We start from the raw sequence: 15,296 nt of genomic DNA, 5'->3' as shown, positions 1-15,296 counted from the left end.
AACCCTCACGCATTGTGAGGGTTCTGTTTTTTGTTTTGTAAATAGAGAACCAGAATAACGATGGCAAGGCCCACATACATGCTGCCCGCACTAATATAGAGCCTTTCGATTTCGCCGACCTGGATAAATTGCATGACGAAATCCGGACCGAATAAAAATAACGGCAGGACAATCGTAATCCATGTCCTTGACCAAATAGCAGAAGCGATGAAAACGGCTACGCCAAGTGCGGCGATGATCCACATTATTTCCCGTGATGGGGTGTAAAGGGGTTCGCCTATAAAAGTATCGAAAAACAGTAGGGCAGAAAGTGCGATAACAGTAAAGATCTGAATTGCTACAAAAATCAACAATTCCTTCTTAGTGGACCAGTTTCTTACACTCATTTTCCTGAAGATATAAATATAAGCGGCAAAGCTGAAGAAAGTGACTACCGGATAAGAAATAAGTGTCAGCATAGAAAAGCTTAAATCACCGCGGATGGCAGAACCAGTGATGAAGTAGGCCAGGACCAGCAAAACCAACATTGGCAAAGCCTTGACTACACCGAAAACATCAGTTTTCATTTCACTGCTGAGGTTTTTCAAATAAGTTTCAGGCGAACCACCGGTGACACTGTCCAAACTTTTTCCCCGGCTTTCTGCATCTTCCAGGTGGTCGCGCAATTCTACAGCAATCTCATCGATCTCTTTGTCGTTTTTTCCGGAAGTCATCAAATACATTTTCAAGTTAGCGATGAATTCTTCGCTTTCTCTTGTTAGCTTCATTCGTTTTCCTCCTTTACGAGTCGGTTGACTGAATCGGATAAGCTTTCCCAACGGGTTTTGAACTGTTCGTATTCTTCTTGGCCGGCGGCAGTGAGCGTGTAATATTTTCGTTTTGGTCCGCTTGGCGATTCTTTCATCACGGATTGGACAAATCCTTCTTTTTGCAGCCGCATCAATACTGGATAAATACTGCCTTCACTGACCATCCGGAAGCCGTAGATCTCGAGCTTTTCAATCATTTCGTAGCCATAGGTTTCGCCTTTGCTGATGATGCCAAGCAGACAGCCGTCCAAAATTCCTTTTAACATTTGGCTTGAAGACATGGGTTCACTCCTTTCAAGTAGGTTGTAAAACAAGATAGCGAGTTAAAAAACAACTACTTTGTAATACAACATAGCATGGTGAAAGGAAGAAATCAACTAGTTTGTTATACAAGGTAGAATGAAGTATTCAAAAATACAAAGGAAAAGAAAAGCGAAATGTCGAAAATTTTTAAAGAAAGCAAGGGAATTTCAAGGGAGAAGGGGAATGTGGAAATGCTTGAAATCAAAAGAGTATCAGAGTGTACAATCGAAGAATGTGTGGAGGCATGGAACAAAGGTTTTGAAGGCTATGTTTTTGATATGACAACAACACCGGAAGTTTTTGCGAAAAGAGCGGAGATTGAAGATTTATCGCCGGATCTTTCTGTAGTTGCTTTTGAAGAGGGGCAACCGGTTGGGCTGGTGCGAAACGGCATCCGTAATCAGGACGGGATGAAAATTTCCTGGAATGGCGGAACGGGAGTAGCTGCGAGTATGAGAGGAAAAGGCGTTGGAAAGAAATTGATGCAGTCGACACTTGAAATTTTAAAAGAGGCGGGCATCCACCGGGCAACTCTGGAAGCGGTCAGCGAGAATCACCAAGCTATCGAACTGTATAAAAGAATGGGTTATACCGTCACCGATGAAGTGCATTTTTTGCGGCTCAATGGAGCGGTGGACTTATCTCTCCCTTCTGAAGAAAGAGTTTCAATCGCATCGGTCACCCCCGAACAAACTTCTGAACTGCCTTTTTACCGGCACGATTTCCCGTGGCAGACTCAATGGCAAAGCGTGCGGGACGGAGAAGCGCTTCTGGCGCTTGATGACAAGGAAAAGCCGGTTGGTTATGCTTATTTCCGGAAGACGGTCAACGGGGAAGGCGTTCATGCAGCGACTGTCCTTTACCAGTGTGAGACGGCACCGGATGCCTCAAACCGGGAAATGATTGCACAACAATTGATCAATCACGTCTTTAAAGGTTTTACAGATACCATTAGCCGGACGGCAGTGAACATCCCGGTCACGAAAAATAAAGTGACTTATGAAATCCTTAGGAACTTGGGTTTCGAAGTGGCAACCAAGCAGGTTTTCATGATTAAAGATCTATAAAAAAAGAGGCCGCAGCAGCGGCCTCTCAGACTGTAGATAAAGCTTAAATTAATAGACATGCATAAACCCCAACCGGACCGGCCACTGCGCTTTCCGTGGGCTCAGCTTCAGCCTCCTCGCCGCTTCGCAACTGCGGGGTCTTCAGCTTTCGCTGTCCCACAGGAGTCTCCGTGGCCGAACCGGTTGGGGCGTCTCTCTTTGAAGCGATCGTGAATGTTATTCCGATTGGAGCTTAAACAGATATTCCTAAGAGGAAAAGCGACACCTCTGGATAGCCTTCAGATTCAGGATCCAGAGTGGAAGCCGGCGAAAAACCCCTGCTCCTGTTTCTGCATCGCTTCGCTAGCTTCGAAACATGAAAGAGCGTTGCATCGCTGCGCTAGCTTCGTCGCAAAGGCTTGCCCTCGCAAGCTTCGGCGCGAGCCCGCGGAACGCGTCCGGCTGAAACGGAGGATCCGGCATTTTCGGTTGACTGTTCATTCACATTTCAAGTAAATTTCTTTGTATAAAAGACCAGAGGCCGCAGCAGCGGCCTCTTTGCTTATTTAAACTTCAGTGACTTGCACTTCAGGTTTGTCGAATTGATTCGCAGCTCCGTGCATGACCGGGCCAACATATTCGTTCAGTTTCCAGCCGTGCTGGATGGCAGCGGAAACGAAAGTTTTGGCATTCAGCACTGCATCACTCACCGATTGGCCGTTTGCCAAGTTGGCTGTAATGGCTGCAGCAAATGTACAGCCGGCACCATGGTTGTAAGTTGTATCGGTTTTTTCAGCAGTCAGCAGGTAATGCGTTTTGCCGTCGAACAAAAGATCTGCCGCTTTTTCATGCTGCAATTGTTTGCCGCCTTTGATGACAACATATTTTGCACCGTGAGCGTGGATTCTTTCGGCAGCCGCTTTTAAATCATCAACTGTGCGAAGCGTGCCAAGGCCCGAAAGCTGGCCTGCTTCCACAAGGTTTGGTGTTACCACTTTAGCGACCGGAAGCAAATGCTTGATCATGGCATCGACGTTTTCAGGGAATAGAACTTCATCTTCGCCTTTGCATGCCATAACCGGGTCAATGACGACATCTTCCAAACCGGATTTTTGAATGGCTTTGCCCGCCATTTCAATAATATCGACAGTTGGCAGCATGCCCGTTTTCAATGCGTCTACTCCTGTTGAAAAAGCAGTCTGCAGCTGGGCGTGAAGCGTTTCGACCGGAATCGGGTGGATGCCATGGCTCCAGCCATTTTCAGGATCCATTGTGACGATGACAGTTAAAGCATTCATGCCATATGTGCCGTGTTCCTGGAACGTTTTTAAATCTGCTTGTATGCCAGCACCGCCGGATGTATCTGACCCGGCGATCGTTAAGGTTTTTTTCAATGTCATCGCTAAAACTCCTTTAAATAGATTGGTTTCATCACTTTATTTTAACAAAAATCGGAACATTTACAATGAATCAGACTTATGTGGAAACAAGAGTACAAGTGCAATCATCGCACTCATTAAAAAGAAAACAGAAAGAACTATTCCCATGATCCAATTGCCGTTTAGGAAAAGACCGATGGCCAGGAAAAATGTTAATATGGAAACAGCCAGCACCGCAATCAATAAACAACCCATGCCAAGCCGCTTGGCAGGTTCCGGTGCTGTGGAACCTTTGGTAGAAGATATGGTTTTTATTTTTTCGCGAAAGTCTGCCATCAGCATCGCCCCCTTGTTCCATCCTATCACGGGGCCATGTTGAAATGAATAGTAGAAAGAGGGTTTATCTGTGGCAAAAGATCCGAAGTTGACAGAAATTGAACGCTTATTAAATGAAGTGAAAGGGAAAGAAGATACAAAAGAATCCGGCTTTTGGAAGACCTTGAAATTGATGATGGGTGTTTTCCGCAATTCTTTTTTGGTGCTGCTTGTGGTGTTGTTATTGCTGCTCGTGGCGCTGCCGCTAGGGACATTTTGGATGATCAAAGGCAGCACGTTCCAGGAAGACAAAGGCGCTTTTCTGGAGCAGATTCAGGATCTCAATGAACTGGCTACTGCGGAGGCGTTCTCCAAAGTGATTATTGAACGCCAGGACAATGCGGTATTCGGCCAGGAAATCGGGCTCGACCTGCCGGGAACCAAACGCCAGCTGTTGGTGGTAATACCGGGGTCGGTCAAAGCGGGAATTGATTTTTCTAGTGTGACAGAAGATGATATCGAATTGGACGAAAGTGCGAAAACCGCCACGCTGACGCTGCCAAAAGCCGACTTTTTAGGCGGTCCCGAATTGTTCATGGACCAGGTGGAAGTGTATTCGTATGAAGGATTGTTCAGAGGCGGCGCCGATATTTCAGAAGCGTATGAGCTGGCAGAAGAAGCGCAGAAACTGATGCTTGAAGAAACAAAAGGGCAGGGCGTGTTGGAATTAGCTGAAGAAAACGCCGCCAGCTCTGTACAGCAAATGTTTAACCTCGTAGATTATGACGTAAAAGTCGAATTCAAAGAATAAGGAGTGGTGTGCATGACAAAGGAAATTTTTCAGAACGACTGGCAGGAAGTCATCGGGGAAGAATTCAGCAAACCCTACTATTTGAAACTGCGCGAGTTTTTAAAAAAGCAATATGCCAATGAAACGGTGTATCCGGCAAAGGAAAATATCTGGAATGCATTCAAGCACACCCCTTACAGCGAAGTGAAAGTTGTCATTTTAGGCCAGGATCCTTATCACGGACCCGGGCAGGCACACGGACTCAGCTTTTCCGTTCAGCCCGGTGTCATGCATCCGCCGAGCCTGCGCAATATGTTCAAGGAATTGAAAGAAGATATTGGCTGTGAAAAACCGAAAGACGGAACTTTGACGAAATGGGCGGACCAAGGCGTGCTGATGCTCAACACTGTTTTGACCGTTAGAGCAGGCGAAGCCAATTCCCACCGCAATCAAGGCTGGGAAACATTCACCGATGAAGTCATCCGCAAGCTGTCGGAACGTGAAGAGCCGGTTATTTTTGTGTTATGGGGCCGACCGGCGCAAAAGAAAAAGCCACTGATTGATTTAGAGCGCCATTCGATCATAGAAGCTGCTCATCCGAGTCCACTGAGCGCGAGCCGCGGCTTTTTCGGGAGCAAGCCGTATTCAAAAGTGAACGAACTGTTACAAGCACGCGGCGGGGAGCCGATAGATTTCTGTTTGGACTGACGCTCGGCTCCAAGCGTGCTAAAATAGGGAAGAATGTAAACGGAAAGGGGGATTTTTCATGGCAATCGATGCACAGCGCATTTTGCGTGAAATCGAAAAGCATACCGCACAGGCGCGTAAAGGCGATCCGGCGAAAGTACGCGAGTCGATTGCAGCGGTCCGGGCATTGTGTGATCTTTTATTGGAAGATGACCAATCGCCGATGGATACTAAACCGCGTGCCATTCCGCTCGCCTCCCCACAGGTACAGCCCGTTTCTTCTGCCAGCAAACTGCAGGAAGAAGACGGCGCAAACGGTGATTCACTGTTTGAATTTTAATCGGAAAGAGGAATACAAATGAAGTTTTTCTTGATAGCCGGAGCGATTAATGCGCTGCTATCCGTAGCTTTCGGCGCTTTTGGCGCGCATTTGCTTGAAGGGCGCGTCGCAGATAAATATTTGGACACATGGCAAACAGCTGTACAGTATCAAATGTTCCACGCAGTCGGATTGATGGTTGTGGGCATTCTAATGAGTTCTTCGTTGATCGGTACACTTAGTTCCTTGTCATGGGCAGGCTATTTAATGCTTGCCGGAATCATTATTTTCTCAGGCAGCCTGTATGTATTAAGTTTGACAGGCATCTCAATTTTAGGTGCTATTACGCCAATCGGCGGAGTGGCTTTTATCGTAGGCTGGATCATGTTGATCGTCGCAGCTTCAAAAGCTTTATAAAATATGAAAGGCCTTCGCTTCGGCGAAGGCCTTTTTTATTTCCCGGGAAATAGCAAGCTAGGCTGTTGGAGCAGCTCTTTCAATTTAGCTGGTTCATCCACAGTGAGGGCGATGCTGGATACGTGCTTCGTGCGTCCGAAGAAGAGGACCGCTTTCTGCGGCTCCTTGAATTCCAGAATGACTTGCGGTTCGGGTTCGACGAAGTCCTGGGCGATAAAGGCAAGTGTTTCTTTATTCGCTTTTCCACCCCAATGAATGGCTTCAATCGCATCGAGAGGAACTTCCATCCGTTTGCTTAAGCCTAACGAAAGATACATTTTGCCATCGCTTACTTTCAGCGGGTTCAATCGCATCGCCTGAATTTCACCGAGGAAGTAGACGACAGAATAGACGTTCAGGATCAGCAGCACAATCGAGAGCATGGGCGATTTGTCATGCAGCCACCAGTGGATGCCGATGGTTTCGATGACAATTGCATGAATCAGCATAATGTAAAATGCGATGGCGCTCGAATTTTTATGGAGCGAAATCAGATTCGTCCCTTCTGCCGGCTTCTTTTTCCAGGAACAGAACGCGTAATAGAAGATGAGCGATTCGGATAAGATGACCGTAATAAGCGGATTTGGTTTCATTCGCGCATAAGCGGTCGGCAACAAAGCAAACAGCGGGCTTTCCGGCTGGCTTCTAATTGTGCGGACAATGGCCGGTGCATGATAAAGGAGCAGAACAAGGAACGCGATCTCGGCCAATAAAACCAAGGCTTCCAGTCCAATGCCTATGTAGAACAAGGTGGTGAACGGTTCAAAATAAAGGGAGGGGATGACGAAGCGGGCGAGCACAAATCCTCCGGCAACGAATGCGAGAAAGTGTTTGATTGATAAGCGGAAAGCGGCGAGCATTAAAAGCGGCGCGACAAAAGCGAAATCAACAAGCGAACCGGCAACCACCCAGAAAGTGTCTTCCGGAATCACGAATGCGGAAAGCGGCGAACGGTACAACAGGAAATTGCTGGTCAATACGAGCAGGAGCAGGGCAAGGGCCCATTTAGCAAAGTTTGTCTGGCGCATTACGAACATACAAACACCCCGTTTTTCTTTTAGTATACCGTTTAGAAGGAGGAGGGGTGAAGGATAATTATGTCAGAATTCTGAAAACTATAAGGTAAGAGGTACACCAATCCAAAAGCCAGCAAGTGGCCGGAATTTTCGTCCTGGACAGTAAATCGGGAACAGGGACAGTATTTACCCTCAAGCGGACAGTAAATCTGCCGCTCCAGAAAATAAACCCGCCTATAAATGAAAAAAACCGCCCGAGGGCGGTTTTTGCATCTTATACTTCCAGGAATTTAGCTGTACGTTCTGCGTCCAGGCGTGTGCCGACGTAGAAAGAACCGAATTCCGCATAGCGTGCGCTGACTTCGTCAAAGCGCATTTCGTAGATCAATTTTTTGAACTGGAGAACGTCGTCTGCGAACAAAGTAACGCCCCATTCGTAGTCGTCAAAGCCGACAGAACCGGAAATGATCTGTTTTACTTTGCCGGCGTAGCTGCGGCCGATTTTGCCGTGGGACAGCATCAATTCTTTGCGTGTGTCCATTGGCAGCATGTACCAGTTGTCATCGCCTTCGCGGCGTTTGTCCATCGGGTAGAAGCAGATGTACTGTGAACGCTGAAGTTCAGGGTACAAGCGTGCACGGACATGCGGGTTCTGGTATGGATCTTCGTCTGATTTTCCAGCCAGGTAGTTGGAAAGTTCGACAACCGATACATACGAATACGTGGGAACCGTATAAGCGATCAATGTCAGCTTATTGTATTCCGTTTCAAGCTCGCGCAATTCGTCCATCGTTTCGCGAAGCAACATCAGCATCAAGTCGGCTTTTTGGCCAACGATTGAGTACAATGCGTGTGCACCTGTTTTATTTTCATCAGCTTGGTTCACTCGGTCCATAAATGCCTGGAATTCGTCGATTGCGAATTGGCGTTCTTCATCCGTCAGCATTTTCCACGATACCCAGTCCATGGACCGGAAATCATGCAGGACGTACCAGCCGTCTAATGTAATTGCAGCTTCATTCATTATTCAAACACTCCTTTGATCTGAATCTCACAGAATCAGTTTATCACATTGGCCCTGCAAGTTCCTGTAAAACAAATGGCTGTCACCAATTTGCCACCGCTGCCGCGCCTTTTCAGGGGGGCGGGAGTCGGGTAAACTAAAGGTATGCAAAAAGCCCGTGAGGAGAATTGAACATGACTTTATTTACACAACAACCAATTTGGCGTTTCTGGGATCAGTCCTTGAGCGCAAAAAATCGTTCCGCACTGGAATCATTCGCTGCAGATGACACGCTGTGCGAACTGGTCGGGTCCGGCAAAAGCCCGGCGACGGTACGGACGTGGGTCCATGACGACACGGTCGTGCTCGGAATCCAGGACCACCGTTTGCCGCATGTCGAAGCGGGTATGGAATATTTACAATCACAAGGATACCACCCGATTGTGCGGAATTCCGGCGGCCTCGCTGTCGTGCTGGACGCCGGGGTGCTGAACATTTCCTTGGTGGTGTCAGAAAAAGAAAGCGCCATCGACATTCCGGCCGGCTACGACATGATGCTGGAACTGGTGCAGGCGCTGTTCCCGGAAGCGTCGATTGATGCCTATGAAATCGTCGGCTCTTATTGCCCGGGTTCCTACGACTTAAGCATCGGCGGAAAAAAATTCGCCGGCATTTCTCAGCGCCGCATTCGCAAAGGCATTGCAGTTCAGGTGTACCTGTGCGTCGAAGGATCCGGCGCAGAACGGGCGGAATTGATCCGCAATTTCTACGAAAAAGGAATCGGCGGAGAAGAAACGAAATTCGCCTATCCGGAAATCGAACCGGAAGTGATGGCGTCGCTCAGCGAATTGCTCGGCAAAGAAATCACGGTCCCGGAAGTTGTGCTGAATTTGTACGAATTGATCGGCGCACCGATTCCGCAGCCGCTCACCGCTGAGGAGACGGAGCTTTACGCTTTTTATCTTAACCGCGTCGTCGAACGCAACCAAAAAATGCTTCCGGGGACCTCTTGAATGAAAGGTTCCGGAAGGTGTAGAATACTGGTTACGCAGAAAAAATGGAGGTGCGCCTGTGAGCTATGCAACACAAAAATTAGCTGAAGAAAAAGTTTTCAAAGATCCGGTTCACCGATACATACACGTGCGCGACCAAGTGATTTGGGACCTGGTAAATTCCCGTGAATTCCAGCGTCTTCGGCGCATCAAGCAGCTTGGCACCTCCTATTTGGTATTCCACGGAGCCGAGCACAGCCGCTTTAGCCATTCACTGGGGGTTTATGAAATCGTCCGAAGAATTTCAGACGATATCTTTCATGGCCGTCCGGAATGGGATGAAGACGAACGGCTCGTTGTGTTATGCGCTGCGCTTCTTCATGATCTGGGCCATGGCCCTTTTTCGCATTCGTTCGAAAAAGTGTTCCATGTCGACCATGAGGAATTTACCCGGGAGATCTTGCTGGGGGATACGGAAGTCAACGGGATCCTGCTGAAAGTCGGCGCGGACTTCCCGGAAAAAGTGGCAGAAGTCATTGCCAAAACTTATGCCAACAAACAGGTTGTTTCCTTAATATCGAGCCAGATCGATGCAGACCGCATGGATTACTTGCAGCGGGATGCTTATTATACGGGGGTTTCGTACGGCCATTTTGATATGGAGCGGATTCTTCGTGTCATGCGCCCGGTGGACGACCAGGTGGTCATCAAGTCCAGCGGCATGCACGCCGTCGAAGATTACATCATGAGCCGCTACCAGATGTACTGGCAAGTGTATTTCCACCCGGTCGCACGGAGTGCGGAAGTGATTTTGCGGAAGATTTTGCAGCGAGCCAAAGAGCTGAGTGAAAACGGCTATAAATTCAAGCAGCCGCCCACTCATTTCATGGCGTTTTTCGACCGTTCATTTACATTGAAGGATTATTTGGCGCTCGATGAAGGCGTCTTGATGACATACTTTCAGCTGTGGATGACGGAACGCGATCCGATTCTGTCAGATTTGAGCGACCGCTTTGTCAATCGCCGGCTGTTCCAATACGTCGATTTTGATCCCGGCAAAGATTACCGGAAACTTGGGGAGCTTGCCCAGCTGTTCCGGGAAGCGGGCATCGATCCGGAATATTACTTGATTGACGACTCGACGTCCGATTTGCCGTACGATTTCTATCGCCCCGGCGAGGAAGAAGAACGTTTGCCGATCCATTTGCTGATGCCTTCAGGGGAAATCAAAGAATTGTCCCGGCAGTCGCAGATCGTGGATGCGATTTCTGGAAAACGAAGAACCGATTACAAATTGTACTTCCCTGCGGAATTATTAATAGATGGCAAAAAGAAAGCATCCAAACAGAAAATACTGGAATTGCTTAGAAAAGGAGGGGTCTAGTTGCTTCAGGAGCACGCAAAAATCGTGGATTTTATTGCCACGGCGGACGGGATCACCGGACGGAAGAAATTGCAAAAAATGATTTTCATCTTAAAGAAGATGGGGGTGCCGTTTCAGGAAAAGTACGAATTCCACATTTACGGCCCTTACTCGGAAGAATTGACGGCCCGCATTGAGGAATTATGCGATATGGGATTTTTATCCGAAGAACTCGAAGACAAAGGATCGTACGTCCGCTATAAATACAATGTGACCCAGGAAGGGAAAGACTTCCGCGGCACCTTGAAAGAATCGGTGATCGACAACCCGGAAATCGCTGCAAAATTAAATGAAAAAAGCAGCCGCTTTTTGGAATTGACATCGACGCTTTTATACTTCGACCATTTGGAGCGCGCAGAACAAATCGAAAAATTGCATGTCGTCAAAGCAAAGCTGAATTTCACGGCAGAAGAAATTGAAGAGGCGTTCGGTTTTATTGACGAATTGGGCCAAATGAAAAAACTCCCTTGATGGGAGTTTTTGTTTAGTTTTTAGAGAGCCAGTTGCAGAACGGGCTCATCCGCTTTTCTTTAGATATCTGTAAATAATTTGCCTTTAACGCCGTAGTCGGTTTTTTTCATATCTTCGATAAAGACCGTGACGTTTTCGATCGGTGCTCCGGTTGTTTCTGAAACAACGGCGCTGACTTTCTCAACTAAAGCGCGTTTTTGATCTTCCGTGCGCCCTTCGAGCATTTTGACAGTTACGTATGGCATAATAGATACAGCTCCTTTTTTTAATTAGGCTTAAATGAAGTGTATTGTAGATATGGAGTAAAACAGCGGAGACTCCCGCGGGAAAGCGAAGCTGTTTTGCGGAATATCCAGCACAATATCTTATAAGCCTTGATGAAGATATCTCAATCATATCAGAACGGAGGGAATGTACACATGGCTAATGAAGAAAAACCAAAACAAAAAGTAGGATTCACTATTATAAAAAACGACCCGACAGACGGCCACAAAGGCTATGGCATCGGATCCCTGTCGCTTGAAAACGTATCCCCGCTTTTCATTGACATCGAAGAACAATCGGCATTTATTGACATTGGTGCCATGCATGCGCGCAGCCAGGTCGAGAAAGGCATCAAGTTTACGACGAACCGCGAAGACTCAGCGGGCGGCAAACCGTATTGGCTGGTCTGGATCACCATCGATTTCAACCCGGCCGGACCTTACTATGCAGGCGTCACAGCTTGTGAAATGGTCGTGAACCGGGAAAAGCGTCGAGGCTATAAGATTTTGGCGGAGCATGTCAATTTGATGGACAAATCGATGAAACGCAAAATTATCGTTGAAGGAATGGACGATTCTTCGAAGCGAGTGCTGGCGGAATATTTGAAAACGCACAACGCTGAAATGTGGGAACGCAGCGAACCAAAGCTTCGTCAAGAGTTGACTGTATAAAAAATCCAATTTAATGTACGAATTGTGACATTTTGGATTGCTTCTGTTCGGCGGTTGAAGTCGGCCAATAAACGCAGTAAACTATAGTTACAGCTTTTAAATAGAAAGCTAGGACACCTGTGAAGCGGACAAGTGCCGTGAGCCATTGCGACAAACCCAAGCCCAATGCCTCATGTCTCTTTCTCCGTGCCATCAGGCTTAAAAAGGTTTTCTGTGAAGAGATGCATTCTCTCCGCAGAAAACCTTTTTATTTTGCGCATATTGGCAGGCGCAGCGGGTAAAGAGGACTGTGCAAAGAGAAACTCAATCAGGGGGCCTTGCCTCCCTGATTGTTAGTTGATCCAGTCGGGCTTTTACGGACCGTAATCTTCCGCTCGGAAAAGCGGAAGTTATACGGACCGTTAAAGCGGGACAAAAACTTATTGCACTTTTGTTGAAAAGAATTATACTTTTTTAAGTAGTTTTAATTTGACTGAAAAGGAGTTTGATTATAGATGGCAGGAATTTGGTATACAGAAAAACAAACCGAGAACTTCGGGATTACGATGAAAATCAATAAAACGCTTCACACCGAGCAAACGGATTTCCAATACTTGGAGATGGCAGAAACGGCTGAATGGGGCAATATGCTATTCCTTGACGGCATGGTCATGACGTCTGAAAAAGACGAATTCGTTTATCACGAAATGGTGGCGCACGTTCCATTGTTCACTCATCCAAACCCAGAGAACGTTCTGGTTGTCGGGGGCGGAGACGGCGGAGTTATCCGCGAAGTGCTGAAGCACCCATCTGTTAAAAAAGCGACGCTTGTCGACATTGACGGCAAAGTGATCGAGTACTCGAAAAAATTCTTGCCTTCAATCGCATCGGGTCTTGAAGATTCACGCGTTGACGTCATCGTTGGGGACGGATTCATGCACATCGCAGAATCCGAGAACAAATACGACGTCATCATGGTGGATTCCACGGAACCGGTTGGCCCGGCAGTGAACTTGTTCACGAAAGGCTTCTATGCTGGAATTTCAAAAGCTTTGAAAGAAGACGGCATTTTTGTTGCACAGTCGGACAACCCTTGGTTTAAAGCCGATTTAATCGAGCAAGTGCAAAAAGACGTAAAGGAAATCTTCCCGATTACAAAATTGTACTTGGCGAACATCCCGACTTATCCCTCAGGCCTTTGGGCATTCACGATCGGTTCGAAAAAATACAACCCGCTGGAAGTGCCGGCTGAGCGTTTCCACGACATCGAAACGAAGTACTACACAAAAGAATTGCACAATGCGGCATTCGTATTGCCGAAATTCGTGAAAGATCTGGCAGGCGAATAAGATGCGCTTTGACGAAACGTATTCAGGAAAAGTATTTATCAAAAGCCACCCGAACTATGAAGAATCGAAAGCGGTCCTTTACGGCATGCCGATGGACTGGACGGTCAGCTACCGTCCGGGCTCCCGTTTCGGCCCGAACAAAATCCGTGAAGTGTCAATCGGCCTGGAAGAATACAGCCCGTACCTTGACCGCGAACTGGAAGATGTAAAATTCTTCGACGCAGGCGACATTCCGTTGCCGTTCGGCAACCCGGAAAAATCGCTGCTTGAAATCGAGACCTATGTCCACACACTTTTAGCGGACAATAAAATCCCGATGGGCATGGGCGGCGAGCACTTGGTGTCCCTGCCGGTCATGAAAGCCGTTGCGAGCAAATACGACGATTTGGCGATCATCCATTTTGATGCCCATACCGATCTTCGCGAAAACTACGAAGGCGAAGAATATTCGCATTCCACGCCGATCCGTAAAATCGCGGACCATATCGGACCGACAAACGTTTACTCGTTCGGCATCCGTTCCGGCATGAAAGAAGAATTCGAATGGGCGAAAGAGCAAGGCATGCACATCTCGAAATTCGAAGTGCTCGAGCCGTTGAAAGAAGTGCTGCCGACGCTTGAAGGCCGCAACGTCTATGTCACGATCGATATGGACGTCTTGGACCCGGCGCATGCGCCAGGCACTGGAACAGTCGACGCAGGCGGCATCACGTCACGCGAACTATTGGCATCGATCCACGCCATTGCAGCTTCCGGCGTGAACGTTGTCGGATTTGATCTTGTAGAACTGGCACCGGTCTATGACCATTCCGACCAGACAGCCAACACCGCAAGCAAACTCATCCGTGAAATGATTCTTGGATGGGTTAAATAAGAAAAGCGGAAGCACCTGTCCAGTCCCGATAAGCGCTGGAGGACTTACAGTAAATGGCGTCCTTTGCCATTTGCAGGAAGGCCGAAGCGCCTCGAGGGACTAGGTGCTGGAGCTAGACAGTAAGAAAAGCGGAGGTGGCTGGTCAGCTCCGACCGGCGTAAGACGATTTGGCGAAGCGGCATGTTTTCAGCCGCACAGCCGAAGTGGCTTACGACCCGAGGAGCTAGCCGCCGAAGCTGGACAATAAGAAAAGCGGAGGAGGCTGATGCCATCCGCACATAATCAAGCCGGCCTGGAATTTTCGAGGCCGGTTTTTTTCTGTGAAAAAGCTTAGTTGATCATAAAAGAGTTCTAGTTGCTCGTAAAATCCTGAAAGTTGCTCATTAGAATAAGAAAGTCGCTCGTAAAGCCGGCTTGCTCGCTCGTAAAACCGCTCTGGCTACTCGTAAGTCAACAAAAAGCTGCCACAAACCTCCCAAAATAGAATCTTTCATTGAAAAACGGTAAGATAAAAAAGACTATTAATCTGGAAGAGGTGCTGACAATGGAATTGTATAAATGGACAGGCCAGCGCGACCAAGGCGTAGCGCTTCTCGCAGCGACGCCAAATGCGCGGCTGATTTATTTGGTGGACGGCGAAGAATCGACCGTACTTTTTGAATCCGAAGGCGGAGCGGCTCCGCAGGGGTTTGAAGCCTACCAAGTATTGAACGCAGTCGGCGACATCAACGACGGCTTTTACGCAGTATTCAACAACATTCCGGTGACGGAAGAAGGACGCGGGCTGTTTGAGTCGCGCTTTCAAAACCGGGCCGGCATGGTGGAAAAAGAGCCGGGCTTCGCAGCCATCCGCGTCTTGCGCCCCGTCAATTCGGATACGTACATCATCCTGACCCTATGGAAAGACGAAAAATCGTTTACCGATTGGCAAGAGTCCCAGGCTTATAACCATGCGCATGCGAAACGCGGCACTTCAGAAGGCATCGACAAAAAGCCGAACATTTTCCCGCGCCCTTCATTTGTCAAAACCTATATTCGATGATCCGCAGTAGCCGATCGGAGAAGCACCGATTGAAAACCACTCATCTGAGTGGTTTTTTATTTCATGGCCTAAAAACTGAAGGGCAAACGTGATTGAAATAGAACAGCA

19 protein-coding genes are annotated in these 15,296 nt (G+C 47.8%); 12 read left to right on the top strand and 7 right to left on the bottom strand.

The window, feature by feature from the left end:
* Positions 1-5 precede the first annotated feature (5 nt).
* Both HU147_RS13275 and HU147_RS13270 read right to left on the bottom strand, forming a co-directional pair.
* Entirely contained in the window at positions 6-767 is a 762-nt protein-coding gene (locus tag HU147_RS13275) for an HAAS domain-containing protein (RefSeq protein ID WP_224076701.1), read from the bottom strand.
* Entirely contained in the window at positions 764-1,090 is a 327-nt protein-coding gene (locus HU147_RS13270) for a PadR family transcriptional regulator (RefSeq protein WP_224076700.1), read from the bottom strand. The genes HU147_RS13275 and HU147_RS13270 overlap by 4 nt, the downstream gene beginning before the upstream one ends.
* 213 nt (positions 1,091-1,303) lie before the next feature.
* Here HU147_RS13270 and HU147_RS13265 point away from each other — a divergent pair, with 213 nt between their 5' ends.
* Complete coding sequence (locus HU147_RS13265) at positions 1,304-2,179, top strand: GNAT family N-acetyltransferase (protein ID WP_224076699.1); 876 nt, start codon at positions 1,304-1,306, stop codon at positions 2,177-2,179.
* A gap of 545 nt (positions 2,180-2,724) precedes the next feature.
* Here HU147_RS13265 and pdxK read toward each other — a convergent pair.
* Both pdxK and HU147_RS13255 read right to left on the bottom strand, forming a co-directional pair.
* Positions 2,725-3,558, bottom strand: coding sequence for a pyridoxine/pyridoxal/pyridoxamine kinase (pdxK, locus tag HU147_RS13260; RefSeq protein WP_224076698.1), 834 nt, complete (start codon positions 3,556-3,558; stop codon positions 2,725-2,727).
* A gap of 60 nt (positions 3,559-3,618) precedes the next feature.
* Positions 3,619-3,873, bottom strand: a complete 255-nt coding sequence (locus tag HU147_RS13255) for a hypothetical protein (protein WP_224076697.1) — start codon at positions 3,871-3,873, stop codon at positions 3,619-3,621.
* A gap of 70 nt (positions 3,874-3,943) precedes the next feature.
* Between HU147_RS13255 and HU147_RS13250 the strand changes: the two genes are divergently transcribed.
* From HU147_RS13250 to HU147_RS13235, 4 genes are read left to right on the top strand one after another with little or no spacing between them, the layout of a single operon-like run.
* Positions 3,944-4,663: a DUF4230 domain-containing protein gene (locus HU147_RS13250; protein WP_224076696.1), complete on the top strand. Its 720-nt coding sequence runs from the start codon at positions 3,944-3,946 to the stop codon at positions 4,661-4,663.
* A 12-nt stretch (positions 4,664-4,675) separates the two neighbouring features.
* Positions 4,676-5,350, top strand: coding sequence for a uracil-DNA glycosylase (locus tag HU147_RS13245; RefSeq protein WP_224076695.1), 675 nt, complete (start codon positions 4,676-4,678; stop codon positions 5,348-5,350).
* 58 nt (positions 5,351-5,408) lie between these two features.
* Complete coding sequence (locus HU147_RS13240; RefSeq protein ID WP_224076694.1) at positions 5,409-5,669, top strand: YwdI family protein; 261 nt, start codon at positions 5,409-5,411, stop codon at positions 5,667-5,669.
* An 18-nt stretch (positions 5,670-5,687) separates the two neighbouring features.
* Entirely contained in the window at positions 5,688-6,065 is a 378-nt protein-coding gene (locus tag HU147_RS13235; protein WP_224076693.1) for a DUF423 domain-containing protein, read from the top strand.
* A 35-nt stretch (positions 6,066-6,100) separates the two neighbouring features.
* Here HU147_RS13235 and HU147_RS13230 read toward each other — a convergent pair whose 3' ends face one another.
* Positions 6,101-7,141 (bottom strand): beta-carotene 15,15'-monooxygenase, encoded by a 1,041-nt coding sequence (locus HU147_RS13230; protein ID WP_224076692.1) that lies wholly within the window; start codon positions 7,139-7,141, stop codon positions 6,101-6,103.
* Between the two features lie 253 nt (positions 7,142-7,394).
* The gene (hemQ, locus tag HU147_RS13225; RefSeq protein WP_036802934.1) at positions 7,395-8,144 is read right to left on the bottom strand and encodes a hydrogen peroxide-dependent heme synthase; all 750 of its coding nucleotides are present in this window, start codon (positions 8,142-8,144) and stop codon (positions 7,395-7,397) included.
* Positions 8,145-8,317: 173 nt separating this feature from the next.
* On the opposite strand from hemQ, the gene HU147_RS13220 reads away from it, so the two are divergent.
* Genes HU147_RS13220 through HU147_RS13210 form a run of 3 tightly spaced genes read left to right on the top strand, consistent with a single transcriptional unit; the run spans position 8,318 to position 11,009 of the window.
* Positions 8,318-9,136: a lipoate--protein ligase family protein gene (locus HU147_RS13220; protein WP_224076691.1), complete on the top strand. Its 819-nt coding sequence runs from the start codon at positions 8,318-8,320 to the stop codon at positions 9,134-9,136.
* Between the two features lie 58 nt (positions 9,137-9,194).
* On the top strand, positions 9,195-10,499 hold the full coding sequence (locus HU147_RS13215; protein WP_224076690.1) for an HD domain-containing protein: 1,305 nt from the start codon (positions 9,195-9,197) through the stop codon (positions 10,497-10,499).
* Positions 10,500-11,009, top strand: a complete 510-nt coding sequence (locus HU147_RS13210) for a YwgA family protein (RefSeq protein ID WP_224076689.1) — start codon at positions 10,500-10,502, stop codon at positions 11,007-11,009.
* Positions 11,010-11,068: 59 nt separating this feature from the next.
* On the opposite strand, the gene HU147_RS13205 is transcribed toward HU147_RS13210, so the two are convergent.
* Positions 11,069-11,254, bottom strand: coding sequence for a 2-hydroxymuconate tautomerase (locus HU147_RS13205; protein WP_224076688.1), 186 nt, complete (start codon positions 11,252-11,254; stop codon positions 11,069-11,071).
* A gap of 174 nt (positions 11,255-11,428) precedes the next feature.
* Here HU147_RS13205 and HU147_RS13200 point away from each other — a divergent pair, with 174 nt between their 5' ends.
* The 4 genes from HU147_RS13200 to HU147_RS13185 all read left to right on the top strand — a co-directional run bounded on the left by HU147_RS13200 (position 11,429) and on the right by HU147_RS13185 (position 15,188).
* Complete coding sequence (locus HU147_RS13200) at positions 11,429-11,944, top strand: YwhD family protein (RefSeq protein ID WP_224076687.1); 516 nt, start codon at positions 11,429-11,431, stop codon at positions 11,942-11,944.
* A gap of 494 nt (positions 11,945-12,438) precedes the next feature.
* A complete protein-coding gene (gene speE, locus HU147_RS13195; RefSeq protein WP_036802922.1) occupies positions 12,439-13,272 on the top strand; it encodes a spermidine synthase in 834 nt (277 codons plus the stop codon).
* A gap of 1 nt (position 13,273) precedes the next feature.
* Positions 13,274-14,146 carry an agmatinase gene (gene speB, locus HU147_RS13190; RefSeq protein WP_224076686.1) on the top strand — a complete coding sequence of 291 codons (873 nt, stop codon included), beginning with the start codon at positions 13,274-13,276 and terminating at the stop codon, positions 14,144-14,146.
* 544 nt (positions 14,147-14,690) lie between these two features.
* The gene (locus HU147_RS13185) at positions 14,691-15,188 is read left to right on the top strand and encodes an antibiotic biosynthesis monooxygenase family protein (protein WP_053167065.1); all 498 of its coding nucleotides are present in this window, start codon (positions 14,691-14,693) and stop codon (positions 15,186-15,188) included.
* Positions 15,189-15,296 lie beyond the last annotated feature (108 nt).

This window comes from Planococcus chinensis (genome assembly GCF_020071995.1).
Lineage (GTDB): Bacteria > Bacillota > Bacilli > Bacillales_A > Planococcaceae > Planococcus > Planococcus chinensis_A.
This window is presented reverse-complemented; position numbering and strand designations above follow the sequence as displayed.